A 26,116-nucleotide genomic window follows, 5' to 3' on the forward strand; every position below is an offset into this window, starting at 1 on the left:
AATACAGAATAAATTATTGATTTTTAGTAAATGTATATTTATTTCACAATAATTTTTTTTGTGGTTTGTTTTTCCTGACTACTCAGCTTTACAAAATATATACCTGCTTCTAAATCAAGTGGTAATCGTTGATTTTGTTCTATTGTAGTTTGGTAAACGAATTGTCCTGTCAAAGTAGTGATTTGCACATGTGTAGCTGTTGCAATCCCTTCAATTTGAATGTAATCTGTTGTAGGGTTAGGAAATACTTTTAGCTGTTCATTTTCAATAGTTGTAATCGCTAAAGCAGATGACCAAGGTTGGCCATAATTTGAACCAAATACATAACTCACTAATGACGGATAATCAATAAACGGATTTCTATTGTGTTGCCAAGTGTAAACATAATTGTTTCGATTCATTTCATAATCATCTCTTGGATCTTGTGTGTGCCATGCAAGCAAGGCTGCTAAATCACCTATATTTCCCGAAGGATTGGTACCGTTATATTCGCTTGGATCGCCATTCACAACATTTAAAGCATTAAAACGTACCGCCATATAAAATAGCGCTCTTGCTACATCGCCTTTCCATGAACCTTGCGTAGTTGTGGGTCCTGCATACACCGTTGAAGAATTAACTAAACCATAGTTTTTATTATTTCTTGACGAATTTTCTTGTCCGTTTTCAGCACGAATATGGTGCGCATCAGAAACACCGTCAACAGTACTTGACGCACTCGTTGTTGTCCATACATTAATACCATCGGCTGTATCATTTGAAGCGGCTTGAAACCCTCCTCTCGATTGACAAAAAATATGCTCTCTATTCCATTTTCCTACTATGCTATTGCCTTGTTGTTGATCAATTTTAGACATTGGTTGTTCAATATACATACACCAAACTTGTGAACCATTAGCTGGGTTTTGATCAGCAGTTTTCAATATTTCCCAAATATCAGCATAACTATGTAAATGCACTACAGCAGGATTCGCTATAATATCTTGAATCGCTTGTCGCAATGCGGTACCAGACAATCCTTCTAATGAAGCATAATAATTTGTAGGTGCCGTACTCGACACTGTGTTATAAGTTGGATTTAATGGTGTGCCAAAATTCAAAACCACATAATCATTATCTGCCACTCTTCGTAATATCGAATTAGTTGTAGGCACAATATCTGTTGGCAAACCAGAAATCATCAAAACAAATTCTTCATCTCCTTCATCAATTGTATCATCTGTTAATGTCAGTGTTGTAGAAGCTGATGAACTGCCCGCAGCAATACTTAAAGATGTTGTTCCTGAAAAATCAGCCGAAGTGAAAGTTCCATTCGTCAATGCTATAGAAAATGTTGTAGTTGATGCAACTGGATTAGTTAGTGTAAAGTTAATTAAGATTTGTTGTCCCTCTGTGTAAGACGCAGCATTTAAAACAGTGGTCAAATAATTCAACACAATTCCACTCCCATCATTATTCATACCTGGTGTAGGCGCCTTAACTTCAAAGGTACCATCTGCTTTTCTTTGTATCGAATGATTGGCGGCATTAGATGTAGCATTTTCATTAATACAAGTAGTCAAATTTAAAATAGTCATTAAAGCTGATGGCTGTGTAGTAGCTGCATTAGAATAAGCAATAGCATGCGCTAAATTTGTCGCAGTTGCTGCTGTATTTGTTGGAAAATCTGTTGCATTTCCTAAATAAAGCGCAATTGCATCAGGACCATTTTGCAAGGTTGTTTCTGGTAAATCCAATGTTGGAGTTGGGGAAACTTGAGAATTTCCAATTAAAAAATTTCCATTAATATCTGTAGTATAACCATCTAAGTCGATAGCATAATAACTTAACGTACCCGAATAAGGAGATGTACTTCCAGCATTAAAAAACACTAATACATAGCCATTTAAACTAGTATTTGGATTTGTAGAATGCAATTCGATAAATTCTTTAACATCTGTTGAGGGTGTGTCAGGATCAATTTCATTAATATACACTTGACTATAGCCAAGAGATGCTACTAAAAATGTTACTAAGTAAAGTATTTTCATATAAAAGGGAATTGAATACAAAAATACGTATTAATATTTATACAACGGGTACTATTTAATTTATTTAAACCAATAGATAGTGAATAAATAAAAATTGAAATATTCCTTATTTTTTAAATATAAGTCAATAAAACTTTATTTTACTGAAATAATCTCATTAAAATAAGCATTAAACCACATATAATTCACAAAAATAAAATTTATTTATCTACTTTACAGCAATTTAATTAAATTTGTACCAAAGGATAGTCAATATAGAATAAAATGGCAAAAACAGAAACTTTAACATTTGAAGATTTTAAAAAAGAGGTTTTAAACGATTTTAAGATAGCAAGTATCAGCCGAGAATGTAGTTTATTAGGACGTAAAGAAGTACTAACTGGTAAGGCTAAATTTGGAATTTTTGGTGATGGAAAAGAAGTGCCTCAATTAGCTATGGCAAAAGCATTTCAAAATGGAGATTTTCGTTCAGGATATTACCGTGATCAAACCTTTATGATGGCTATTGGTTCGTTATCTATTGAACAGTTTTTTGCAGGACTTTATGGGCATCCTGATTTAGATTTTGACCCAATGAGTGCAGGACGTCAAATGGGAGGTCATTTTGCTACTCATTCCCTAGACGAAAAAGGCAATTGGAAAAATTTAACCCTACAAAAAAACTCAAGTGCAGACATATCACCTACTGCTGGTCAAATGCCTAGACTTTTAGGATTAGCACAAGCTTCTAAAATTTATAGAAATGTTGCCGAAATTCCTACTGAAAATAACTTTTCAAATAATGGAAATGAGGTAGCATGGGGAACTATAGGAAATGCATCAACTTCTGAAGGATTATTTTTTGAAACTATCAATGCTGCTGGCGTACTTCAAGTTCCCATGGTAATGAGCGTCTGGGACGATGAATATGGAATTTCCGTTCATGCTAAATACCAAACGACCAAAGAAAATATTTCTGAAATTTTAAAAGGATTTCAACGCGACGAACATGGAAAAGGTTACGAAATTTTTAGAGTAAAAGGTTGGGATTACCCTACCCTAGTTTCAACCTATCAAAAAGCCAGTGAAATAGCAAGAATAGAACACGTACCCGTATTAATTCACGTGCAAGAATTAACACAACCTCAAGGACATTCTACTTCGGGTTCACACGAACGATATAAAAATACAGAACGATTAGCTTGGGAAACAGAATATGATTGTATTGTTCAATTGAAAAAATGGATGGTAGCTAATAATATCGCTACAGTTGAAGAAATTGAGACAATTGAAAAAGCGAGCAAAAAAGAGGTATTAGAAGGAAAAAAAACAGCTTGGAATAACTTTACAACTGCCATTAAAAATGATGTTGTAGAAGCGGTTACTATTCTAAATCAAGTAGCTCAAAACTCTGAAAATAAAGTTTTTATAGAAAAACACATCTCAGATTTAACTTCTATTAAAGAACCTATTAGAAAAGACATTTTAGTTACAGTAAGAAAAGTGCTTCGGTTACTTTCTGATGATGCACGAATGGTTCTTTCCAATTGGATTACACTTTATACTGCTAAAATACAGCCAAAATATAGCGCCAATTTATATTCTGAATCACAACATGCCGTTTCACATGCAAATGAAGTAGTGCCTGTATACAACGAAAAAGCTGAAGAAGTTGATGCCCGTTTAGTGTTAAGAGATAATTTTGATGCCTTATTTGCTAAATATCCAGAAACCCTAATTTTTGGTGAAGATTCAGGAACCATTGGTGATGTTAATCAAGGTTTAGAAGGTATGCAAGAAAAATATGGCATACATCGAGTAGCTGATGCAGGCATTAGAGAAGCAACTATTTTAGGACAAGGTATAGGCATGGCAATGAGAGGGTTACGCCCTATTGCTGAAATTCAATATTTAGACTACTTATTGTATGCTATTCAAATTATGAGCGATGATTTAGCTACATTACAATACCGAACACATGGTCGTCAAAAAGCACCATTAATTATCAGAACTCGTGGTCATAGATTAGAAGGAATTTGGCATTCAGGTTCACCAATGGGAATGATAATTAATGCCATTCGTGGTATCCATGTTTTGGTCCCAAGAAATATGACAAAAGCTGCTGGATTTTACAATACCTTACTGGAATTTGATGAACCTGCACTTGTTATTGAATGCTTAAATGGGTATAGATTAAAAGAAAAATTACCTACTAACTTAGGTGAATTCAAAACACCTATTGGAAAAGTAGAAACCATTCTTTCTGGAAAAGACATTACAGTTGTATCTTATGGTTCAACTTTACGTATTATCGAACAAGCTGCAAAAGAATTAGCTGAAATAGGAATTGAAATTGAATTGATTGATATTCAATCGTTACTTCCTTTTGACACAACAAAAGACATCGTAAAATCTGTAGCAAAAACAAATCGCTTATTAGTTATCGACGAAGATGTACCTGGTGGAGCAAGTGCCTATATATTGCAAGAAATAATAGAGAATCAGCAAGCTTATTATCATTTAGATAGTGCACCGCAAACATTAACCGCAAAAGCACATAGACCGGCTTATGGAACAGACGGAGATTACTTCTCTAAACCGAGCATAGAAGATGTTTATGAGAAAATATACGAAATGATGCATGAAGCTTTTCCTGCTAAATTCCCAAAATTATATTAAAATGGTTTAAAAATAAAAGATAAATGATTTAAGTTCTAAAGCATCTAGCTTCAAATATCAAATAATAAAAACATGTCAACTACATATATAGGTTACCATTTTACAATTGAACCCAAAGAATTAGGTTCAGAGATATTAATTGCTGAATTAGGCGAAACACCTTTTGAAAGTTTTATTGAAACCGAAACAGGAATTTCAGCCTACATTCAAAAAGAACTTTGGAATGATGATATTTTAGAGGATATTTATATTCTACAAAATACTGAATTTAAAATAAGTTACACGTTTGAAGAAATTGCGCAAGTAAATTGGAATGAAGAATGGGAAAAGAACTTCTCTCCTATTGATGTAGATGGAGTTTGTCACGTTAGAGCGCCTTTTCATCCAGCAACTAATACCAAATATGAAATCGTAATTGAACCAAAAATGAGTTTTGGAACAGGACATCATGAAACTACCCATATGATGATTCAACATTTACTGGAACTAGATTTAGAAAATAAAAAAACAATTGATATGGGTTGTGGTACAGCTATTTTGGCTATTTTAGCAGAAATGAAAGGAGCTAAACCTATCGAAGCTATTGATATTGATAATTGGTGCTATTTAAATTCTATTGAGAATGCTGAACGTAATAATTGCAAACATATTTCCGTTTATGAAGGCGACGCTAGTATATTAAATCAAGGTCAAAAATATGATGTTTTTATTGCAAATATTAACAGAAACATTTTATTAAATGATATAGCAATCTATGTAACTTGCATGAATCAGGGAGCTATATTATTATTAAGTGGTTTCTACACAGAAGATATTTCGGCTATTCAAGCATGTTGTGAAGCATTAGGTTTAACCTATATCAATAAAAAAGAACGAAATAATTGGGTAAGTTTACGATTTATTAAACAATAATAAAATGTACATTAGAAAACTTATAAATACATTAGAACAAGTTGAAGAAGAAATTGCGTTAGAAGAATCTATTGGTTTAAACAACGAAATAGTTTTATTTAACGATGATGTAAATACGTTTGATCATGTAATTGAAACACTAGTGTATGTTTGCGAACACACTTGGGAACAAGCCGAACAATGTGCAATTCTAGTGCACTACAAAGGAAAATGCACTGTTAAAACGGGAGAACTAGAAAAACTAAAACCCATCTGTTCTGCTCTTTTAGAAGCAGGTTTAAGTGCTGAAATTATATAAAAAAAGTCCATTAAAGGACTTTTTTTATGATGTTATTTTACCAATAGCACAACTTACCATTGACTTTGCTTTTGAACCTAAAGAGTTCGCTTCACCATCTTCTGGATAACCTAATTTTGCTAAGGTTTCTTTTACTAACTCTAAAGAATGTTCGACTGTATAATCAAAAGTTACAGACGCGTCTTCTATACCTATTGTAACATCAGAAATATCATCAAGAGCGCTTAAATTTTTAGTGATAGTATTTGCACAACCACCACATTTTAAATTTTGTATATGAACTGTTGTTTTCATTTTGTATTGTTTAATACACAAATTTACAAATAGTTTTTCTGATTTTGTGTAACATATATCACTTTAACACACTATTAATGAGGAAGCTTATCTTTTAAAATTCCATATGCATAAGTACCTAACAACGCGCCTATTAGAATAATAAAAACAGATAAAATACCTGTCCCTAATAAAATAAAAATAGGACCTGGACAACAACCTACAATTCCCCAACCTAACCCAAACATGACACCTCCTACTATGTATCTAAAAAACACTCTATCTTTATCTGCTATTTGTATAGGTTTGCCTTCACTACTTTTTAAAGCCTTTTTCTTTATAAAATAAATTCCTGTTACACCTGTTAAAATAGCTGTTATAATAATTCCATACATATGAAAGGATTGAAAATAAAACATTTCATAAATACGATACCAAGAAATGGCTTCGGCTTTTGTTAATACCACACCAAAAACAAATCCAACTATAAAAAATTTAATTAATTTCATTTTTCTTTTTTTAACTAGTTAAATAATAAAGGAATTATATAATGAGCCGCTATTAGTCCACCTATAAAAAATCCAATTACTGCAATTAAGGAAGGAATTTGCAAATTACTTAATCCTGAAATAGCATGTCCCGATGTACAGCCGCCCGCATAAGGCGTGCCAAAACCAATTAAAAATCCACCTAAAAGCACGATTAAAAAACCTTTCACTGAAAATAAAGTATCCAAACTAAAAATAGCATCGGGCACTAATTTGCCCTGAGGTGCATCAATATGTAATTGTTGTAATTGATTAAGCGTTTTCGGATTGAGTTGTACCACTTCTGAAGTATCCATCATAAAATGATACGCAAAAAAACCGCCTGCAATAGCACCTAAAACAATAGCCAAATTCCAACGTTGTTCTTTCCAATCAAAATCAAAATAAGAACTTTGCTTCTTAGCAGGAGTCATACTACATAATGTCCTTAAATTAGAGGACATCCCAAAGGTTTTTCCAAAATAAGTCAAAACTAACATAATGATTCCTATGACGAATCCAGAAATAGACCAATGCCAAGTACCAAATATTACATTCATATTTATTATTTTTGTACAAAGTTATTAATTCAAAATGTCTTTTGTAACATTTGTTATGAAGAATTAAAATCAAAAAAGAAAATGACAAAATTAAAACTAGAAATCTATTGGGGATTTTATCTCGCATTTACGTTTATAGTATGGATGCAAGTGGAACGTTGGTTAGGGTTTCATACAGATAAAATCATTTTTCAGCCTATTTTTTCTTCCTTACTGTTTATCCCATTAACCTTTTTATATTGGAGAGCCTTATTTTTAAAAAAGCAAAATGATTATAAAAATACCATCACTTTTCAGCAATCCTTTATTTCTAGTTTACTAATAACAGGCGTTTTTGCTCTTTTTTTGCCTATAGCGCTTTATTTTTCATTGAAATATATTTCACCTGATTTGCTTCAAAACTTTATTGCTAAAACCATGCAAAGTGGAAAAATTTCGTTAGCCGAAGCACAATCCTATTACAACTTTAAAAGTCTACTATTAATGAATTATTCTACATTATTGCCAATTGGTATAATTATTGGATATGTTATTTCAAAAAAAAATGCAACTAAAAAATAATATCATGACAACTCCATCTAAACTATATTTTAGTAAAAATATAATAGCCGCAGTAGCTTTAATACTATTTATTTCATGTATAAGTACCAAATCTACCATTCAAAATATTGACAATACTGCAGTATTACCAAAACTATACGAAAATGCTTTTATCATTGAAGAATATGCTAATGATAGCAAATATGGTTTTAATGAAAATTACCCAATTAATCTTGGTTTTTACAAAAACGAAAACTCCAATACTACTAATATAAAACGTTTTTTTAATGGACTAACCTCTAAATCAGGAGAAACATTAAGTTATAAAAAAATAGGTACTTGTTGTCCTTACCCTTCAAAAAATAATGGCGTTGGTGCTGGTACACTCGACATCTATGAAGTAAGTGTGGAAGGAAAGACCGATAAATGGTTAGTATATATAAATATTTACGAAAAAGGGAAAATTCTTTGTCCAAATGGGTTTGAGATAAAAAAACGAATTATGTAACTTTTATTTCATTTCCTTTTGATGCAATTATATTATCTTTGCATTTGAAAAAAATCATTCGATGAATTTAACTAACATTCCACAAATTAAACACACCAATAGTGGTAATTTTTTCGTATTAGCTGGTCCTTGTGCTATTGAAGGCGAAGAAATGGCAATGCGTATCGCAGATAAATTAGTCACTATTACTAATAAATTAGAAATTCCATATGTATTTAAAGGGTCTTTCAAAAAAGCAAATCGTTCAAGAGTAGACAGTTTTACAGGAATAGGTGATGAAAATGCTTTAAAAATTCTTGAAAAAGTATCTAAAACATTTGGAGTGCCTACCGTAACAGACATCCACACAAATGAAGACGCTGAGATGGCCGCGGCCTATGTAGATATATTGCAAATACCTGCTTTCTTAGTAAGACAAACAGACCTCGTTGTTGCCGCTGCAAAAACGGGTAAAACAGTCAATCTAAAAAAAGGACAATTTATGAGTCCTGAAAGTATGAAACATGCCGCAAAAAAAGTGTTAGACTGCAACAATGAAAACTTTATGATTACAGATAGAGGAACAATGTTTGGCTACCAAGACATGATTGTTGATTTCAGAGGAATTCCTACTATGCAACAATTTGGCACTACAGTTCTAGACGTAACACATTCACTGCAACAACCTAATCAAACTAGTGGTGTTACTGGTGGTCGTCCTGATATGATTGAAACTATTGCTAAAGCAGGAATAGCTGTTGGTGTTGACGGAATTTTTATTGAAACACATTTTGATCCAGCAAATGCTAAAAGCGATGGAGCAAACATGTTACATTTAGACTATTTCGAAGGATTAATGACGCGTTTAGTAGCCATCAGAAAAACAATTAATCAATTTTAATTTTTACCATTTCAATACTTACATGAAACACCCATTTCTACTGGTTGTACTCACTTTTTGTGTATTTACAAAGTACGCCTTTTCGCAAGAAACAAAAACTCCAGAAAAATACACGGCACATAATAAAGGTAAATTCTATATTTTCTGGGGAGGAAATAGAGAAAGTTATACCAAATCTGACATTCATTTTACCGGCCAAAATTATGATTTCACAGTATACGATGCAATTGCTGATGACAAGCCAAAAGGATGGCATGTAGATTATATTAATCCAGGTAGAATTACCATTCCACAAACTAATTTTAGAATGGGCTACTTTATTTCTGATCATTATAATATTTCCATTGGTTTAGATCATATGAAATATGTTATGAGGCAAAATCAAATAGCAAATGTAAGTGGCTATGTAAATTTACCTTCAACAGATCCAGGTTCTATTTATAATGGCGTTTATAATAACACTCCCTTTGATTTTAGCACTAATTACAATCCTGATGACAATGCTACTCCTCCTCCATTTTTAACTTTTGAGCATACAGATGGGTTAAATTATATCAATTCAGAAATTTCAAGAGTTGACGACATATCAAATCTATTTAAACTTAGAAATACAGATAAATTTCAAGTCAATCTTACAGAAGGTTTTGGGGGCGGTATTTTATATCCAAAAACAAATTCACGTTTAATGGGTAAAGAACGACACGATGATTTTCATGTGGCAGGATATGGTATTTCAGCTAAAGTAGGTTTAAACTTCACGTTTTTCAAACATTTCTTTATTCAAACAGAACTTAAAGGCGGTTATATTAACATGAATAGCATTCAAACCACGTATCAAGAAGATATAGATAAAGCTTCACAACATTTTTGGTTTTTACAACGAATTATTAGTATTGGAGGTATTTTTAAACTTTAAATGTATCAAATTATTTATTTAAAATTATTTAAAACGTGATAAACATAATTTATCACGTTTTTTTATTACAAAGTTTTGTAGTTTAAAAATAAATTTTAACTTTGCGTTTCAAAGTACTTTAAAATGGAAAACGAAAAATATTTAAACGACATTTCCGAAATCAAAAATTTGATGAATAAATCATCACGTTTTATTTCATTAAGCGGTTTATCCGGAATATTAGCAGGGATTTATGCATTGGTTGGTGCTTTGTTAGCCTATAAAACTGTCTCTCTTGATATTTCTAATTTTGATTTAAATATTTCAGAAACAGCGATAATTCGATTACTTATTATTGCTTCATCGGTATTAGGATTATCAATTGTAACTGGTATATTATTAAGCATCAGTAAAGCCAAGAAAAGCAATGAAAATATATGGAACACCGCCTCTAAAAGATTAGTTATCAATTTTATGATTCCCTTAGCAACTGGGGGATTTTTCATAATCTTTTTAATTGAAAAAAACATATTTGGGCTAATTGCTCCATTAACTTTAATATTCTACGGATTAGCTTGTGTAAATGCAAGCAAATATACGTTAGGTGATGTGCGCTATTTAGGAATTACAATGATTATTTTAGGTATATTATCAACATGGTTTATAGGTTATGGATTATTATTTTGGGCTTTAGGTTTTGGAGTATGTCATATTTTATATGGAAGTTTGATGTATTTTAAATACGAGAGAAAATAAAGTAACTTAAATGAAATTGCTTCGTACCTCAATGTAACTATGCTGAACATCATTCAAAATATCAATAAAGCCTTTGATCACCGAATTCGTTTGGGGATTATGTCGATATTAATGGTGAATGAATATGCAGATTTTAATATGTTGAAAGAACTTTTAGGTGTAACTGATGGTAATCTAGCTTCGCATACAAAAGCATTAGAATTAGAAAATTATATTCAAATTGAGAAACAGTTTATAGGTAAAAAACCAAATACTAAATATAGTGCCACTAAAGTAGGAAGAATCGCCTTTACTTCACATATTGATGCACTAGAAAAATTAATTAAAAAAAGCTAAATATTTTTTTTATTTAAACACTTTGAATTTCAAAGTACTTTACGATTATTTATTAAATTAAACCTAATTAACAATGGAAAATCAAACAGAAAACAAATCATTCTTTAAATCATCAACCGCTAAAATGATAATGGTTGGCATGCTTACTTTTGCATTACTAATTCCTCTATTTTTTGTACAGGATTTAATAACTGAACGAAGTATTAGACAAAAAGAAGTTATAACAGAAACAACTTCAAAATGGGGAGGTAACATTTATTTGTATGGACCTATTATAAAAATTCCTTATAAAAATTCAATTTCAGGAAAATCAAATTATGCCTATTTTTTTCCAGAAGATCTTAAAACTTTTATTGAGACCAAAATGGAAAAACCTTTAGAAAGAGGTATTTATAAATCTAACGTTTTTTCTGCAAAAATGAATTTTAAAGGCTCTTTTTCGGAACCAAATTTTCAAACGCAAAATATTCCAGAGGCGAATATATATTGGGATCAAGCTAAAGTTATCATTCAAACAACAAATTTAAAAAGCCTCAAAGATGAAGTTAAAATAAAACTTGGAAATGAAAATCTTAAATTTGAGCCTGTAAATTCAACTATTAATGCTACTAGTGAAACATTAGAATCAACTACCTTCAACTACAAATTACTACCTGCTACATGTTCGTTCAATTTTGATATTTCATTCAACGGTAGTAATCAAATCAAAATAGTTCCGGTAGGAAAAATAACTGAAACCAAAATTACATCTGATTGGAATTCTCCAAATTTTAATGGCAACTTCTCTCCTATTTCTAGAGAAATTAATGAGAATGGATTTAAAGCATATTGGAAAATTCTACATTTTAATAGACCCTTTGCTCAATACTATTTTGAATCATTACCAGATTTATCTAATTATGCTTTTGCTACAGACTTCATAACACCTGTTGATGAATATCAACAAAACGAGCGAGTTAGCAAATATGGCTTTTTAGTGATTGGATTAACATTCCTAATCTTTTTTTTAATTCAAACAATTAGTAAAATTAACATTCATATTTTTCAATATTCAATGATAGGAATTGCTTTAATAATGTTCTACACTTTATTGATTTCAATTACTGAGCACAGTAGTTTTACATTTGCTTATGTTATTTCGGCTATTGCAGTAATTGGATTAATTTCGTTGTATTCGATATCCATTTTAAAAAATAAAAAATTTCCGCTATTTATTGGTATTTCGCTAACCGTTTTATACACATTTATTTTCGTAATTATTCAATTAGAAGATTATGCATTGTTAGTGGGTAGCATAGGATTATTTACCATTTTAGCAGCCGTTATGTACTTTTCACGCAAGATTGAGTGGAGTAAATAAAAATAAAAACTCCGTCAGAAATTTAATTCTAATTCTGGCGGAGTTTTATACTTTCTGCATTTATCTTTTTATTTTGTATTTTAGAAATACAAAGTAATTTCACACTTGGGCTTCGAGAACCTCAACCCCAATCGAGAACCTAAACTTACGTTTATTCGTTGGAATTTAATGACTGCCTTCCGCTTCAATAGCATCGACATCAATATTCTGTTTCTTTAACAGTCCTTTTACTAAAACAGCAAATAACGTTAAATAAACAAAACAAATTACCGCTACAATGTACGATTGATGAATCCCAATTATATCTGATAATTTACCCTGAATAGGCGGAATAATTCCTCCACCTAAAATCATCATTACTAAAAATGCTGAGCCTTGTGATGTATATTTTCCTAATCCAATAATTGATAAACTAAAAATTGATGGCCACATAATACTACACGCTAAACCACCTGCTAAAAAGGCATAGATAGCTACAATCCCTGTGCTAAACAGACCAATTAACATGGCAAGAACTCCAAAGGTTCCAAAAATAGTTAGTGTTCGTGCTGGCTTATCCTTACTTAAAAAGAAAGCAATAATTTGAGCAAGAACACAAACCACATAATAATACAAAGGCTTCATGTCTTTTCCAGAGAGCATATTTACACCTAAAATAACTCCAAAAGCAAGTAATGGAATTATAATTAATGCAATTGTTTTTTTAATGCCTTGTAAATTAAAAACAGTAATTGCGCCAGCCCAACGACCAATCATTAAACTACCCCAATACATAGAAATGTAAGGTGCAATATCCGAAGATTGTAAGCTACCAAATTCTTTTAATTTTAATAATTCACCTAAATTGCTACCAATAGCTACTTCTACTCCCACATAAACAAAAATAGCTAACATTCCTAAAACTAATTGTGGATATTGCATTGCTCCCCAACCTTCCGCTTTCTTATTAGCCGATGCATAAGAAAACAATAAGCCTCCTATAACAACAAGTAATGCTCCAGAAAGCCAAAGCATTCTCGTTTTTTCAAGAGGTTCTTTTAATGATTTTATTTCTGCTTTTTTAACTATAATTATTTTTTCAAAAGACAGTAATGGATTGTTAATAGTTTTAGCTGCTTTCTCAAATACTTTAATTTCTTTCTCTAATTTTTCAATTTTTAAAGCAGCGTCACTTTTATAACTTTGAAAAATAGGTGTAAACATTACTGCTAGTAATACAGTCATAATTACCAATGTTCGCAAGGCTTTATTTGCCTTTTCCATTAGTTCATTAGAAATTCCACTAGGTACTTTTTTAGAAAAAAAGAATAAAGCCGCTGCAGCCACAAATAACAATCCAACTCCTATATAGAGTAACACCACTTTATTTAATTCTAATGCCTTAATTTGCTCATCAGAAATAGATGCAGCTGAACCAAACAAAGCTAATGCAACTACTATAGGCCCAATTGTAGTTCCAAATGAATTAATACCACCACCTAGATTTACACGACTTGCTCCTGTTTTTGGATCACCTAATAAAATAGCAAAAGGATTAGCGGCGGTTTGCTGTAATGAAAAGCCTAAAGCCACTATAAACAAGCCCATCAACATACCTGCATAAATACTTGCTTCTACAGCAACAATCATAGCTCCAGCTCCCAAAGCAGAAAACAACAAGCCATAAACAATACTTTTTTTGTAACCCCAAGAGCCTACAATATCTTTTCCCGAACTATTTCCTAGTGCAAATAAAAGCAATGCACCTACATAATACGCAGTATAGAACGCAAAATCAACTAATTGAGATTGAAATTGGTCTAACGAAAAATAACTTTTACAAAAAGGAATAAAAATACTATTCCCTGCGGCAATAAATCCCCAAAAGAAAAATACTGTAATTAGTGTGTACAATGCAGGATAATTAGTTTGTTGGTTTGATTTCATAAATTAATTTAGTTTGGTTAGTATTTGTATTATGCTTTCAAATTTATAATAATATTTTAATAAAAAAAGAGTTGTATAGTTTTTGTAGCATCTCAAAACAGATTGAAAACAAAAAAAATCCTGTAAAAACAGGATTCAAAAGGTATATGGATTACTACTAGCCCAGATGGAAGTGGCATCTTTTTTAGGTACTAAAAAAAATAAAACGGACAGCTGGATATATGGTTAACAGATACTATACAAGCCATTAATGCTTCAAAAAAAACTACTCTTTACCGTCTACATAATCTTGTAAATAAGCAAAACGAGGAGTTAATTTTCCGTTTTCAGTAATTTTAGCTCTTTCCAAAATTCCGTCTGCATCGTTATTGTAAAAAGCGGGGATTACATGCTGTAAAAACATGTCTCCAAAGCCTTCACTGGCATCTCGAGGTAATTCACAAGGTAAATTATCCACCGCCATTACTACAACGGCTCCCGGATGAAAAACATCTACTTCTTTATGTTCGCTTGGTAAATAACCATACAATGGTTCGGCTATTGTACTTGCTCTAAGTGTACAAGCTACGGGACCGTCAATATCACAAGAAATATCGGCTACCACTTTTAATTTGCATTTTGGAGAAGCTAACATTTCTTTTGTTAGAATAATTGGGGCACCATTACCATAAAAATGACCTGCCATAAAAATATCAGACACTTCTGAAAAACGCTCAAAATTTGAAACATAAGCCTCTGGATGGTGATAAAAATCATTTTTAACTAACGTTTGACCATCCTCTCTTTTGTTATAATCTAAAACATCAATAAAAGTATAAACCGGTTGAGTAAATGTTTTAGTCAAATAATCTTCTACCGAAACTTGTTTTACTTTCATGGCGTCTAACATTTCTTTAGCGCCATGAGCTACTTTACCAGTACCTGTTAAAACTATTTTGATATTTGGATAAATCTGTCTTTTTAGTTGCTGTATTAGCGCCTCTTGATTGGGTAACGTTTCTGCTTTTGGTAAATTAAATAAATCAAACTTAATTCCAAAAGCTCTTATACCATTATAAGCACCTACAATTCCTGCATAACGACCAAAACCAATTAATCGATTATTTGCAGCATTAACAACAGTTTCATGGTCATATAATTCAATATTTTTTGCTAGAACAGCTTGCAATAATTTTCTATTATACGGTTGTTTTTTAATTGTATGTGAAAAGAAAAAGTATTTTTTATTTGGAAGTAACGCCTCAACAGGAACTTCTTTTACACCAAGCAATACATCGCATGATGCTAAATTTTCAGCAATTTGAAAGCCTAATTGTTTATATTCCTCATCTTTAAAAACTCTAATTGAAGAGGCTTCTATACTAAAATCTGCTAATGGAAATTTAGTCTTGAATTCTAGAAGTTTTTCTGGTGAAAATACAACTCGTCGGTCTGGTGGATTCTTACGTTCTTTTAGTATTCCAAATTTCATATTTAGGGTCTTTTAAGTTACAAATATAACATTTTTGCGATTTAGATGTTATGTTTTTACTACTGATTCAAAAAAATCATTATCAAATTAACACAAGAATTTTAAAATAATATTAAAAGTAGTACATTTGGCATCTATTTTGCTATCTATGCATTACATAAAAGGGGTCGACTGGTTTTGACAGCGAGTGGCATTGACAAGTAAGCATGTCGAGCATTGTATTTTTGGCTCGTAAATATCAAGAATACACACTTATAAACGGCGAAAATAATTACGCTTTAGCTGCTTAATCTGAATCATAGTAAGATTTGCCTAGTTCCGACAAGGTCGGAAAGCTAGATTTTCCTCAACAGCCTTGGTTTATGGCGTTTGATTTAGGAGAACCGTAAAAGTAGACCTAGAAATGGTAATGCTTTAAATCCATTTTGACACTGATAAAGCTAAGCAAAAAGTGGCTGTTTTTGGTCTGGCTTTTTGTCGAAAATTTAATCAAAAACTAAACATGTAGAAAGCTTATTGATGGCTTGTTTGGACGAGAGTTCGATTCTCTCCGACTCCACCCAAGAGGACAAATCCAATTTTTCAAGGATTTGTCCTCTATTTTTTTCTGCTAACTCATTGTCTTTCAGTAGCATTTCAAACAAAAAGTCATTCATTTTAAGAGTACGACATTTTTGATTGTGAAAATATAACCTAGCAGGAAAAACAGTGGTCAATAATTGTTGTTTTCCCACTGTATCAGTGGTCTTATAATAGTTCGACATATTTTTGAACATATTGGAGTTTGAAGCCACCCATTTTTTAAAAGCAAGATCTGTTTCAATTGTCCCAGAGGAAAAGTCAGAAGAAATAATATCGCATTCAAATTCCGTTAAAGTTTTTTTTACAAACTTCAAATGCTGTCCTTTTCGTTATGTTGAAACTTTTACTCTTCATTTTTATTGTTGTCGGTTAGTAATTGCACTGTCGTCATAGAATAGCCGATAACGTTTTGCAGCTACCCGAAGGTGGCGTTTTAGAAGCACATCACTGTCAACCATGCACAAACTTTGATAGAAGCACAAGGCTTGATTTGACCACTGAACCGCCACTTTTGGGTAGGTGCTGTTATAGGGCGTTTTTAACTTTCGGATTCTTCATTGTCATTATCAAAAAGTTGTCTATTAAGCATATATTCTTGTTGGAATCTATTCATATATTCTCTATAATCTTCTCTGTGATATCTAATTATCATCAATCCATTTCTCATATCAGCAAGAGCATCAAAAATTATATTTTTTGTTTCAGAAGGTAGACTATTAAATGCTTCAAATTCTTGTGATAATTCATCAATATATTCAGAACCAAATCGTACTTCATAAAATGTATTGTCATTTTTAACTAATAAAGTTCTGAATCTTAAATGTCTATTTAAATTAGGAACTATACTGTCCAAATCAATTACAGAATTTATTCCTACAATGTCCTGCATGAAATCAGCCCAACTAATTGTCGTATTAAGTATCGAACTGTAGTCAGGTAATCGCATATTTCTTAAAAAGTCCACAAGTCTCCTAAAACGAACAACACCTCTTGCAACATCTCTTTCATTTGTACTGCCTATACTAGTCAAGATTGCAGTTTTAAGGTCTTCAAATTGATTAGATAACAAATCAATCCTTTTGAATTCCAATTGTTTGTTTCTGCTTTCGTTTAATAATTTTTGAAATAATCCTGCCCACTGTTTTTTTAATGCTTCATCAATATCTTCAAATTTTGAAAATGTATTAATACTATTTCCTCTAGTTCGATGTCTTAAAAAGTTAATGAATTCAAATATAAATTCTGCTGTTTCTGGCTTCTCTATTGAAGGAAATTCAATATCCTTCAAAATTGATTTGTTTTTATTCTTTTCATACAATTCGTGGTCATTCCATAATCTGCTATCGATAAATGTAAAAATAGGAATTTCAATTTCGACAGCTTTTAATACTTCAAGTTGGGTAACTGAAATATTTTCTTTCTTTTTTAAATGTTCAACACTTTTTGATTTTTCTAACAAGGCGTCAAAATCGACTTTTGAAATTGCTTCTGGAATTGCTTTTCCTCCAAATCTAGAGCCAACAAGTAAAATAATTATATCGCATGTTGCAATCTCTTCTATACAGGAAGTATGAGTATGAATTCGAGGGTCATATAAAACATCATTATAATCACTCATTATTGGTTCATATCCCATTGATGTTAGGAAATTTCGTAGTTGTCCTCTTATGGGTCCAAGGTCAAAACATGTGGAAGAGACGAATACTCTTAATGATGCCATATATTTCTTATTTTGATGTTATTTTTTAAATGCCCTATAACTTGTATATATACGAAACTTTCTGACTACTAACATACCTTATTGGCAAGATAGGCGAAAGTTTGTTATGATTATATTTCACTTTTTTATCATTTTAGCGTCTTAAAATCTCAATATTTTTCAAAAATAATTTTCTTGTTTTATAGTTACTATACGAAAATTGATGTTACTTATCTACAATTAGCATTTTTTGTTTTTTTCAAATCTAAATTTTTATTTGAAAGTGAACAATACGCATAAAGATGTTATAAATCAATAAAAACAAAAGTAGTAGGTTAAAAATTTAAACCATTGCGTAATATTACTTAATATACTTAAAAGGAGCACAATATTGTACTCCTTTTAAAGGTTTAATTTAAAATTGTTATTGATTTTCAGATTATTAGTTCGTAAAAAAGTAGGTATCACTAAATCTGAAACACTACCGATTGTATTAATCCTAGTTAGAAATAGACACTAATTTAATTTTTAATTCTTAAATAGGTTTTTATTACCTTCTATGAATCTATATTTAAAAAACCATTGTATTTTTGAAAGTTTAGTAGGCTTTGAATTTATGTCAAAACCAGCATACCAATCAGAATCAATTTGGATATAATATCCCCAACCTATTGCATATTTTACTTTTGAATTTTCATAGATTTTTGATATATCATCATTTATTTTAAATCCTTCAATTTTAAAATTTGGGTCAACGGTCGAAATATAAACAAGGGTATTATCATTATTAATCCCTAATGTAAAATAATTATTGTTATATAAATATGTAACTGAGTTTACCAATGCTCCAGAAGGAATTAATATTTTGGAGTTACCTTTCATATTTTGCTCTATTTTTGAACCAATATTAATACCTTTTTGTGCTTTACAAGAAAATAAACAAAACAGTATTAAAATTAAAAATATTCTATTCATAATAATTTATTTTTTATCCTTGTGGTATTATTTTAGCCAGTTTTTTAATTTGCTCATCCGATACAACTTTATCAGGAGTTTCTTTTCTTAATATTTTTGCATCTGTGGCTTGAGGCCAAGCTTCTGTTGCTTTATCAGTATGATTTTCAATTTCTACTCCTCCTTGACCATAAACCATCATACCCTCAGCTGTTCCATCAGTCTTAGTTACAGTCATTGAATGTGCACTATCTTCACCTTCTTTATAAACTACTTTATCACCGACTTCAGAACATTCAACAGTTTGTTCAGTATATCCATCTCCTTTAACTAATGAAGATACTTGGTCATTATTCAGCCAATATTTACCGTCAGTAAATGTAGTTCCGTGACAATTTGTATCAAAACCAGCATCCATACTGTTATTTTTAAAAACTTCAATTGGAGTGCCATCGTCTGCAAAAACATACCCTTTTTCCATAACAGCACTACTTCCTGAAGGATGATTCGCTGTTATTTGTTCACCTTTAGTAACATAAACAATATTACCATCTTTATCCCTTTGAATTGGGTCAACTCTATTTTCAGGTGCCATTCCATCAGGGTCAGTAAAACGCAAAGGATTATTAAAACAATAGTTGTACGGTGAAAACCTTCTCATTTTCTCCGCAAGCGGGTCAACATTCATCCATCTACCTAAAGCCGCATCATAATTTCTTGCACCGTAATCGTACATGTTAAGCCCTAACTCCTCTTGTAATTCTTTACCGTTGTATTTATAATTGTAACTTACGTTAGCAACCGCAGGTAATGGCACTAATGCTACACCTGTACCCGGATAATGGTTAAAATCTAAATGGTCAACATTATAATTTTGATGCTTCATCCCAAACGGGTAGTAATGATTTTCCTCTAGTATCTTAAGAACGTTATTTTGTTGTGGGTCTTTTGCAAAACTTACGCGTACATTGCCTAAATGGTCGGTGTAGTTAAACACATAATTAAACGCACCCAATCCATTTAACTGTAATGGTTTTGTATAATGCACATACCCCTCTGCATGTGGAAAAAACTGTAAAGTAGCATTCTTGTATTGAAAACCACTTAAATAGTCTGTCGTGATATTGGTGTTGCTTACAATGTCTTTAACAAACTTTTGCAGTTTTTGTCCAGCCGCATTGTAAAGATAAGAAATTAATCCATTAGTTGTACCTTCAAAAACAATATTTGTGGGCAATTTTTGCTATCACTAAATCTGCAACACGAGGTGTCATTTTTTTCCATTTTATTTGATTTAAGCCATTAAATAACCTAAAAAGGAGCACAATATTGTACTCCTTTTAAAGGTTTAATTTAAAATTGTTATTGATTTTCAGATCATTAGTTCATAAAAAAGTAAGTATCACTAAATCTGAAACATTACCCAACTAAAAAATATTATATTTCTAGCTACTGTTTTAGTGTTATGTTAAGTTTGTGAGTTAGACAATTTGCTAATTTGGGACGTTACTTTAATATTTTTTTATCTTATTTCTTTACCAAAGTAATATCTATAAAGATTCCAATATTGATTAATTTTTGAATCAGGATAACCTGTGTAATAAGATGTGAAATTAGTAACTTCTTTTGTTTTAAAATCAGTGACTTTCATTTTTTTGACTAATTTATCATTGACTTCACTAATTTCAATTTCATTAATTTGAAAAATATTTTTATTATCTTTTAATTTATCAAATGTAATATCTGGAGAAGGACTAATATCATACTTATAAAACTCTACTTCTCTTATTAATTTTTTACTAAAATTAATTTCTGATATTCTACAAAAATCTGGTTTATTATTATCATAAGTTAAATGAAATTTCATCCCAATACCATTTTTTAAATAAAAAGTTTCTTTTACTTTTATGTTAGGGTCATCCTCATTATATTCCTGATAATTTATATAATAATCTTCATTTTTTGAAAAAACATTATTAAAATTAACATTTGAATTTTCAAAAAAATTTACGGATAAAGTAATTTTATCTTTTCCATTAACCACATTTATTACTCCGTCTTTTACTTTACTATCTACAGCATCTCTACCTTGATAATTTATAAAATCAAAATCTTTAAAACGCATAGTTTTTTGTACAAAAATATTATTATTTTTCACACAAGAAAAACAAGAAAGTAAAAGGAAATATTTAAATAATTTCATAATTTTTAATTGTAAGAATTAGTAACCCCATTTCCGTCTGTTCCGGAATTTAAAATTAAATTTTTTATAACTGTAGGAGCACTATTAGCGGGACTAGCTTTTAGCCATTCTCCTCTAAGCTTTACAGCATTGTCATTATTTTTATTAGACCACCATGCGTCAAATGCATTTGTTTTTAAAGTTATTCCAAATACACCAGATGGACTCCAACTTCTATTTGCATAAACAGTAGCACCCCATAAATTTGATAAACCTTGAACAAATTTACTAGATAAATCTAAATCTTTTCCACCTCCTAAATGACAAGCTAACAAATATACTGATGTACCTTGAAAATACTTATTTAATACAGAAGTATTTTTATAATTAAACGAATTGACAGCATCATATCCAATCTTAAATTGAGGTGTGTCATATCGTCCATGACTATCAATTATAAATGAGTTAAAACCAAATCCTTCACTTGAAATTTTTTCTAAAGAATCAGCTAAATCATTCCAACCAGAAGTATTAGAATTTGTATCAAAACTCTTTGACGGTAAGTCAATTGTTCTCAATGTTGAATACCCAAACAATTCAGTTAATATCTTTTCGGTTTTAACAACTTCTTTTTTAGAATTATCAAGAGCATCACCTTTTTTACCTTTCCCAGCAACAAATATATCTAACTTTTTACTATTCCTTTTACCACTATTATGTCTATTAAAACTAGACATAAAAGCTGCTATTTCCCCAGAATCACTAGTACTCCACCCACCTGCAATTTCTTCCCATAAACCTGTAGGGTCACTAAATAATGTTGGTGAATTAAAGCCAAAACGATATGGTGATAAACTATGTGCTTGTTCTGCCATAGGGTCAATAACAACAAACCTTCCAATAGCCATATCATAATTACGGAAATCCATTGCTGTCCAGTTAAGCCCCAGCTCCTCTTGCAGCTCTTTACCGTTATACTTATACTTATACGTAGGCGGTATTGTATTAATAGGCTTCAGTTTAAACACTTCAGCTTCTTTTATATATGCCAACCTATCGCTATTGTAATTCGTGTGTTTTAACCCAAATGGATAGTAATGATTCTCCTCTAGTATCTTAAGAACGTTGGTTGCAGGGTCCTTGCCATAACTTACTCTAATGTTACCCAAATGGTCTGTGTAGTTAAACACATAACTATAAATACCTGAGCCTCTTCCCGCTGGTGGGGTATATTTTACATAGCCCTCCGCATGTGGAAAAAACTCTAAATTTGTATTTAAGTATTGGTAACCATTTACATAATCTGTTATAGCATTTGTGGTGGCATCAACTACTTTTTTTTGTAGTTTTTGACCAGCCGCATTGTAAAGATAAGAAATGTTTCCATTAGTTGTACCTTCAAAAACAATATTTGTGGGTAAATTTAAATGATTGTATACAATACTAGTTATACTTTTATTTGCATCAGCTATCATGTTGCCGTTTGCGTCATAGCTGTAATCATCTGTTTGGTCGTTTACTCCATCACAATCGCCTGTGTTTATATCTGAGGTTTCATTAAACCCTTGTGGGCTATTGCTTAAATCAAGAACCTTTACCAATAAATTAGAATTATTAGCATCGTAAGTGTATTTCAAATCATCAATTAAATTTGCACTTACCATACCATCTGAATCTAAATCACCATATCTAGTTAATGTTTGAATATTGCCATTCTTGTCATAACTCATGCGCTCTGCATAATTGTTGGGTGTAGAAGTAAGACCTGGTTTGCTATAATCTGCGTTTAATAATCTGTTTAAATCATCATAGCTGTAAGCGTATTTACGCTTTACATTATCGGCACTTGTTTTCCATAAGGTTTCTGTGATGTTGCCATTAAACAAGCCTGTACTTTCATCTTCCTTTTGGTCGTAATTTATTTTAAATGAAAACAAATCATTGCCCATGTTATTTACATCATTAATTGTCTTTAACCAGCCCCTAATGTTATATGAGTAATCTACCTTTTGCAAAGGTTGGGCTCCTGTTAGGTCTGTACCGCCAATGTTTTTGCTTAGCAACTGCCCTAGTTCATCATACGTGTTCTGCGTAAGCAACTGTTCGGGGTCTGCATTGATTTGATGTACGTGTTTGGTTATTCTATCTTGTGGGGAATACTCAAACCTATCTTTAGTAACTAATTCCGTTGAAGTTGCATAATATTTATGTTTGGTAACCGTATATAAGGTTTTACCTGCCCAATCTAGTTTGGTATCTACTTGGGTGTAGCCTCCTAAAAAGTTTTTGGTGTAGGCTCTCACGGGTCTATATCTGGTATCGTATAGCGTGTAGCTGGTTTCGTTTGTTGTAGTGCTTACATTGTCTAGCACACGTACCCAAGCTCCTGTTGCTAGTCCTTTTAGGTTTGTACTTTGTATGCTTTGCTCTTCTACTAGCGAAGGGATAGTAGGTGCATTTGGATAATCGTAGTTATCATAATACGTTACGGTAAGTAATTTAAAGTCTGTTGGAAAAACCGTGTTGGTGTATTTCGTGGCTACAGCATCAATGGTAACTGTAGCTGTTGCTTTGCTCTCTGATAAATTTGTATTAGCGTCTAGAGCTGTTTGCAAGTTGTTTCTGTCTTGGCTTGTAGCCACAGCCGTGCCGTTGTACCAGCCTGTATATACAGGTCTGTTAAAAACATCATATTTTGTAAGCATCCATCCTTTATCCGTATCGCCTCCTCCCCATGGGTTATAAGCTGGTCCTGTGGCAACTACGCGGTCTAGTTTATCATATACGATATACTCCCATTGCTTACCTGGTAGTTTCTTTTCTACTAAACGGTTTCTGTAGTCATATTTGTACTGGTAACATAGATTATCTAGTATCGTTTGGTCAATTGTACCACTAACTGCTGGGGGAATAACATAGGTTAAATTGCCATAGACATCATAGACATAATACGTTTCATGTGGGTCGTTATTGTTATAAGTACGTTTTAAAACTACCCTCCCCTCTTTGTCTTTGTATTCCTCTGTGCGTCCTACGTTACTTGTTTCTCCTGGTGAATTCTCATCATACGTGATGGTCTTGTATAGTTGGTTTGCCTCATAAAAATTATAATCTGTAAATGAAATAGCATACAATTTAGTATCTTGATTCCACTCTGTCTTTGCAAACAAACGTCTAACATCATTTTCTAAATTAGTTTGGTAAGCAAATTTTATCTCTCTACCACTTCCCATAGCCCAAGGGTTTCCTGGCGCTGCTTGTTTAAAAACTCTACTCAGCGGAGAGGCCTCTAACAGTTTCTCTGCATAGGGGTTTTGGGTGCCTCCGTTGTAGCTAGTATAAAAACTATACACAGCTGTAGCGGCACTGCCATTGTAATTTAAACTGGTGTTTTGACTCGCATAGGGTAAAAATTCTTTGGTTTGTCTTCCATAAACATCATACTCCATATGGGTCACAATATCTTTTCCTGTATTTGACTGCCCATGCGCTACTTGTTGGATGGGTCTGCCTAGACCATCAAAATACGTTACTTGGGTTGTTGCTTGAGATACAGATGGTGTAGCAATAGCCGAAACTGTTGGCTGTTTGTATGTCTTGGTTTTTACCCAGTTCTGGTCTGGGCTTTGTGAGAAAACTAATAAAGGAAATAATACAAAAACTAAAAGCTTATAGGTATGAATAGGAGATGTACATATACATAATAATTCTCTTGAAAATAATAACTTCATAATTTAAAATTTGGGGAAAATTATGAAATCTTTAATCTGTAGGATTGAGTAAAATTACGCAATTTTTATATACACTAATCAATAAAACTCTTTCTAGATAATTAACAAATAAACTGTTGTTTCTTGTTACCAGTAAATCCATTTTTTATAACATGATTTGAATTACAGCTTGGGCAATTTTTGCTATCACTAAATCTGAAACACGAGGTGTGATTTTTTCCATTTTATTTGATTTAAGCCATTATATAACCTAAAAAGGAGCACAATATTGTACTCCTTTTAAAGGTTTAATTTAAAATTGTTATTGATTTTCAGATCATTAGTTCGTAAAAAAGTAGGTATCACTAAATCTGAAACACTACCGATACACAACCTTTTAGTTATAAAAAATAAAACCACCTCAGTTACGAAGTGGTTTTGATTTGTTTACTATATACATATAGATTTTATATATAAATTTAACAAATAACCTCATTAAAAAAATATTGTTTTAAATAGAATAAGAATAGAGAACATATATTAGACAACCTAATAAAATCATTTCTCACTACCATCATAATTATAATCATTCTCAGTCCAACCAATTAAAACTTCTTCCATCCAATCAAGAAAATCAGAATTACAAGTTTCAACTTCATTTAATTGATAATCTACATCCCATTGCCAAAATACAATTGGGCATGAATCATTACCTTCTTTTTTTGACAAATCTAAACAATAATGATTCCCCATACCATCAGGAGAGAAAGGAAAATATTCTAATGGCATTGGGTTATTAACTTCAAAATGTTCAAATTGATAAACTTTATCTAAAGAGGACTTTCCAAAATCCATACCTAAACCAAGTATTTCAACACCACATAAAAAAATTCCATTATGTTTTTTTAACAAATAAACAAAATCATTTGGTAAATTTATCGAAATATTCGACTGTAATATTTCCAATCTATCATCTGCAATAGCTTTACCTAACTGTAAGATATTAGGGGAAAATTTATATAGTCTTTCTAAAATATTATCAACTTTATTCATAAATAT

The 26,116-nt window shown here is 31.5% G+C and carries 23 protein-coding genes and 1 other RNA gene; 11 read left to right on the forward strand and 13 right to left on the reverse strand.

Going from position 1 to position 26,116, the window contains the following annotated elements; translation table 11 throughout:
- Nucleotides 1-38: 38 nt before the first annotated feature.
- Entirely contained in the window at nt 39-2,030 is a 1,992-nt protein-coding gene (locus RF683_RS05240; RefSeq protein ID WP_309533140.1) for an endonuclease, read from the reverse strand.
- 264 nt (nt 2,031-2,294) lie between these two features.
- Here RF683_RS05240 and RF683_RS05245 point away from each other — a divergent pair, with 264 nt between their 5' ends.
- The 3 genes from RF683_RS05245 to RF683_RS05255 all read left to right on the forward strand — a co-directional run bounded on the left by RF683_RS05245 (nt 2,295) and on the right by RF683_RS05255 (nt 5,898).
- Entirely contained in the window at nt 2,295-4,688 is a 2,394-nt protein-coding gene (locus RF683_RS05245) for an alpha-ketoacid dehydrogenase subunit alpha/beta (protein WP_309533141.1), read from the forward strand.
- A 72-nt stretch (nt 4,689-4,760) separates the two neighbouring features.
- Entirely contained in the window at nt 4,761-5,600 is an 840-nt protein-coding gene (gene prmA / locus RF683_RS05250) for a 50S ribosomal protein L11 methyltransferase (protein ID WP_309533142.1), read from the forward strand.
- Between the two features lie 4 nt (nt 5,601-5,604).
- The gene (locus RF683_RS05255) at nt 5,605-5,898 is read left to right on the forward strand and encodes an ATP-dependent Clp protease adaptor ClpS (protein WP_408733691.1); all 294 of its coding nucleotides are present in this window, start codon (nt 5,605-5,607) and stop codon (nt 5,896-5,898) included.
- A 24-nt stretch (nt 5,899-5,922) separates the two neighbouring features.
- Here the strand turns inward: RF683_RS05255 and RF683_RS05260 are convergent, their stop codons facing one another.
- From RF683_RS05260 to RF683_RS05270, 3 genes are all read right to left on the reverse strand, one after another.
- Nucleotides 5,923-6,192 (reverse strand): heavy-metal-associated domain-containing protein, encoded by a 270-nt coding sequence (locus tag RF683_RS05260; protein WP_309533143.1) that lies wholly within the window; start codon nt 6,190-6,192, stop codon nt 5,923-5,925.
- 74 nt (nt 6,193-6,266) lie between these two features.
- Nucleotides 6,267-6,680, reverse strand: a complete 414-nt coding sequence (locus tag RF683_RS05265; RefSeq protein ID WP_309531296.1) for a DUF6691 family protein — start codon at nt 6,678-6,680, stop codon at nt 6,267-6,269.
- A 14-nt stretch (nt 6,681-6,694) separates the two neighbouring features.
- Complete coding sequence (locus tag RF683_RS05270) at nt 6,695-7,258, reverse strand: YeeE/YedE family protein (protein ID WP_309531297.1); 564 nt, start codon at nt 7,256-7,258, stop codon at nt 6,695-6,697.
- Between the two features lie 81 nt (nt 7,259-7,339).
- Here RF683_RS05270 and RF683_RS05275 point away from each other — a divergent pair, with 81 nt between their 5' ends.
- The 7 genes from RF683_RS05275 (at nt 7,340) to creD (ending at nt 12,533) form a co-directional block, all read left to right on the forward strand.
- Entirely contained in the window at nt 7,340-7,819 is a 480-nt protein-coding gene (locus RF683_RS05275; RefSeq protein WP_309531298.1) for a DUF4199 domain-containing protein, read from the forward strand.
- Nucleotides 7,803-8,306 (forward strand): 2-dehydro-3-deoxyphosphooctonate aldolase, encoded by a 504-nt coding sequence (locus RF683_RS05280; protein WP_309531299.1) that lies wholly within the window; start codon nt 7,803-7,805, stop codon nt 8,304-8,306. Before RF683_RS05275 ends, RF683_RS05280 begins: the two co-directional genes overlap by 17 nt.
- Before the next feature lie 61 nt (nt 8,307-8,367).
- Nucleotides 8,368-9,186, forward strand: coding sequence for a 3-deoxy-8-phosphooctulonate synthase (gene kdsA, locus RF683_RS05285; protein ID WP_309531300.1), 819 nt, complete (start codon nt 8,368-8,370; stop codon nt 9,184-9,186).
- Nucleotides 9,187-9,208: 22 nt separating this feature from the next.
- Nucleotides 9,209-10,102, forward strand: coding sequence for a hypothetical protein (locus tag RF683_RS05290; protein WP_309531301.1), 894 nt, complete (start codon nt 9,209-9,211; stop codon nt 10,100-10,102).
- 123 nt (nt 10,103-10,225) lie between these two features.
- Nucleotides 10,226-10,837: a hypothetical protein gene (locus tag RF683_RS05295; RefSeq protein ID WP_309531302.1), complete on the forward strand. Its 612-nt coding sequence runs from the start codon at nt 10,226-10,228 to the stop codon at nt 10,835-10,837.
- Between the two features lie 39 nt (nt 10,838-10,876).
- Complete coding sequence (locus RF683_RS05300) at nt 10,877-11,173, forward strand: winged helix-turn-helix domain-containing protein (RefSeq protein ID WP_309531303.1); 297 nt, start codon at nt 10,877-10,879, stop codon at nt 11,171-11,173.
- Nucleotides 11,174-11,246: 73 nt separating this feature from the next.
- On the forward strand, nt 11,247-12,533 hold the full coding sequence (gene creD, locus RF683_RS05305; RefSeq protein ID WP_309531304.1) for a cell envelope integrity protein CreD: 1,287 nt from the start codon (nt 11,247-11,249) through the stop codon (nt 12,531-12,533).
- 165 nt (nt 12,534-12,698) lie between these two features.
- Here creD and RF683_RS05310 read toward each other — a convergent pair whose 3' ends face one another.
- Nucleotides 12,699-14,459 (reverse strand): MFS transporter, encoded by a 1,761-nt coding sequence (locus RF683_RS05310; protein ID WP_309531305.1) that lies wholly within the window; start codon nt 14,457-14,459, stop codon nt 12,699-12,701.
- A 265-nt stretch (nt 14,460-14,724) separates the two neighbouring features.
- Complete coding sequence (locus tag RF683_RS05315) at nt 14,725-15,930, reverse strand: NAD(P)-dependent oxidoreductase (RefSeq protein WP_309531306.1); 1,206 nt, start codon at nt 15,928-15,930, stop codon at nt 14,725-14,727.
- Between the two features lie 163 nt (nt 15,931-16,093).
- Here RF683_RS05315 and ssrA point away from each other — a divergent pair.
- Nucleotides 16,094-16,492: a transfer-messenger RNA gene (gene ssrA, locus RF683_RS05320) on the forward strand.
- A gap of 558 nt (nt 16,493-17,050) precedes the next feature.
- On the opposite strand, the gene RF683_RS05325 is transcribed toward ssrA, so the two are convergent.
- From RF683_RS05325 to RF683_RS05350, 7 genes are all read right to left on the reverse strand, one after another.
- Nucleotides 17,051-18,232, reverse strand: a complete 1,182-nt coding sequence (locus RF683_RS05325) for a DUF4062 domain-containing protein (protein ID WP_309531307.1) — start codon at nt 18,230-18,232, stop codon at nt 17,051-17,053.
- A gap of 507 nt (nt 18,233-18,739) precedes the next feature.
- Nucleotides 18,740-19,186, reverse strand: coding sequence for a hypothetical protein (locus tag RF683_RS05330; protein WP_309531308.1), 447 nt, complete (start codon nt 19,184-19,186; stop codon nt 18,740-18,742).
- Between the two features lie 13 nt (nt 19,187-19,199).
- The gene (locus tag RF683_RS05335) at nt 19,200-20,402 is read right to left on the reverse strand and encodes an RHS repeat domain-containing protein (protein WP_309531309.1); all 1,203 of its coding nucleotides are present in this window, start codon (nt 20,400-20,402) and stop codon (nt 19,200-19,202) included.
- 285 nt (nt 20,403-20,687) lie between these two features.
- Nucleotides 20,688-21,368 (reverse strand): hypothetical protein, encoded by a 681-nt coding sequence (locus RF683_RS05340; protein ID WP_309531310.1) that lies wholly within the window; start codon nt 21,366-21,368, stop codon nt 20,688-20,690.
- Between the two features lie 5 nt (nt 21,369-21,373).
- Nucleotides 21,374-25,078, reverse strand: a complete 3,705-nt coding sequence (locus RF683_RS05345; protein ID WP_309531311.1) for a DUF6443 domain-containing protein — start codon at nt 25,076-25,078, stop codon at nt 21,374-21,376.
- Between the two features lie 101 nt (nt 25,079-25,179).
- A complete protein-coding gene (locus tag RF683_RS10305) occupies nt 25,180-25,227 on the reverse strand; it encodes a hypothetical protein (RefSeq protein ID WP_456305790.1) in 48 nt (15 codons plus the stop codon).
- A gap of 388 nt (nt 25,228-25,615) precedes the next feature.
- Nucleotides 25,616-26,110: an SMI1/KNR4 family protein gene (locus tag RF683_RS05350; RefSeq protein WP_309531312.1), complete on the reverse strand. Its 495-nt coding sequence runs from the start codon at nt 26,108-26,110 to the stop codon at nt 25,616-25,618.
- Nucleotides 26,111-26,116: the final 6 nt, after the last annotated feature.

The organism is Flavobacterium sp. 20NA77.7 (assembly GCF_031326205.1).
In the GTDB taxonomy this organism is placed as follows: domain Bacteria; phylum Bacteroidota; class Bacteroidia; order Flavobacteriales; family Flavobacteriaceae; genus Flavobacterium; species Flavobacterium nakdongensis.

What these genes read in the sequence shown, in the direction of transcription:
- RF683_RS05330 (WP_309531308.1), bottom strand. Translation starts at nt 19,186, where the DNA reads ATGAATAGAATATTTTTAATTTTAATACTGTTTTGTTTATTTTCTTGT.
- RF683_RS05280 (WP_309531299.1), top strand. Translation starts at nt 7,803, where the DNA reads ATGCAACTAAAAAATAATATCATGACAACTCCATCTAAACTATATTTT.
- kdsA (WP_309531300.1), top strand. Translation starts at nt 8,368, where the DNA reads ATGAATTTAACTAACATTCCACAAATTAAACACACCAATAGTGGTAAT.
- prmA (WP_309533142.1), top strand. Translation starts at nt 4,761, where the DNA reads ATGTCAACTACATATATAGGTTACCATTTTACAATTGAACCCAAAGAA.
- RF683_RS05255 (WP_408733691.1), top strand. Translation starts at nt 5,605, where the DNA reads ATGTACATTAGAAAACTTATAAATACATTAGAACAAGTTGAAGAAGAA.
- RF683_RS05240 (WP_309533140.1), bottom strand. Translation starts at nt 2,030, where the DNA reads ATGAAAATACTTTACTTAGTAACATTTTTAGTAGCATCTCTTGGCTAT.
- RF683_RS05345 (WP_309531311.1), bottom strand. Translation starts at nt 25,078, where the DNA reads ATGAAGTTATTATTTTCAAGAGAATTATTATGTATATGTACATCTCCT.
- RF683_RS05270 (WP_309531297.1), bottom strand. Translation starts at nt 7,258, where the DNA reads ATGAATGTAATATTTGGTACTTGGCATTGGTCTATTTCTGGATTCGTC.
- RF683_RS05265 (WP_309531296.1), bottom strand. Translation starts at nt 6,680, where the DNA reads ATGAAATTAATTAAATTTTTTATAGTTGGATTTGTTTTTGGTGTGGTA.
- RF683_RS05350 (WP_309531312.1), bottom strand. Translation starts at nt 26,110, where the DNA reads ATGAATAAAGTTGATAATATTTTAGAAAGACTATATAAATTTTCCCCT.
- RF683_RS05290 (WP_309531301.1), top strand. Translation starts at nt 9,209, where the DNA reads ATGAAACACCCATTTCTACTGGTTGTACTCACTTTTTGTGTATTTACA.
- RF683_RS05245 (WP_309533141.1), top strand. Translation starts at nt 2,295, where the DNA reads ATGGCAAAAACAGAAACTTTAACATTTGAAGATTTTAAAAAAGAGGTT.
- RF683_RS05315 (WP_309531306.1), bottom strand. Translation starts at nt 15,930, where the DNA reads ATGAAATTTGGAATACTAAAAGAACGTAAGAATCCACCAGACCGACGA.
- RF683_RS05325 (WP_309531307.1), bottom strand. Translation starts at nt 18,232, where the DNA reads ATGGCATCATTAAGAGTATTCGTCTCTTCCACATGTTTTGACCTTGGA.
- RF683_RS05275 (WP_309531298.1), top strand. Translation starts at nt 7,340, where the DNA reads ATGACAAAATTAAAACTAGAAATCTATTGGGGATTTTATCTCGCATTT.
- RF683_RS05295 (WP_309531302.1), top strand. Translation starts at nt 10,226, where the DNA reads ATGGAAAACGAAAAATATTTAAACGACATTTCCGAAATCAAAAATTTG.
- RF683_RS05340 (WP_309531310.1), bottom strand. Translation starts at nt 21,368, where the DNA reads ATGAAATTATTTAAATATTTCCTTTTACTTTCTTGTTTTTCTTGTGTG.
- RF683_RS05300 (WP_309531303.1), top strand. Translation starts at nt 10,877, where the DNA reads ATGCTGAACATCATTCAAAATATCAATAAAGCCTTTGATCACCGAATT.
- RF683_RS05310 (WP_309531305.1), bottom strand. Translation starts at nt 14,459, where the DNA reads ATGAAATCAAACCAACAAACTAATTATCCTGCATTGTACACACTAATT.
- creD (WP_309531304.1), top strand. Translation starts at nt 11,247, where the DNA reads ATGGAAAATCAAACAGAAAACAAATCATTCTTTAAATCATCAACCGCT.
- RF683_RS05260 (WP_309533143.1), bottom strand. Translation starts at nt 6,192, where the DNA reads ATGAAAACAACAGTTCATATACAAAATTTAAAATGTGGTGGTTGTGCA.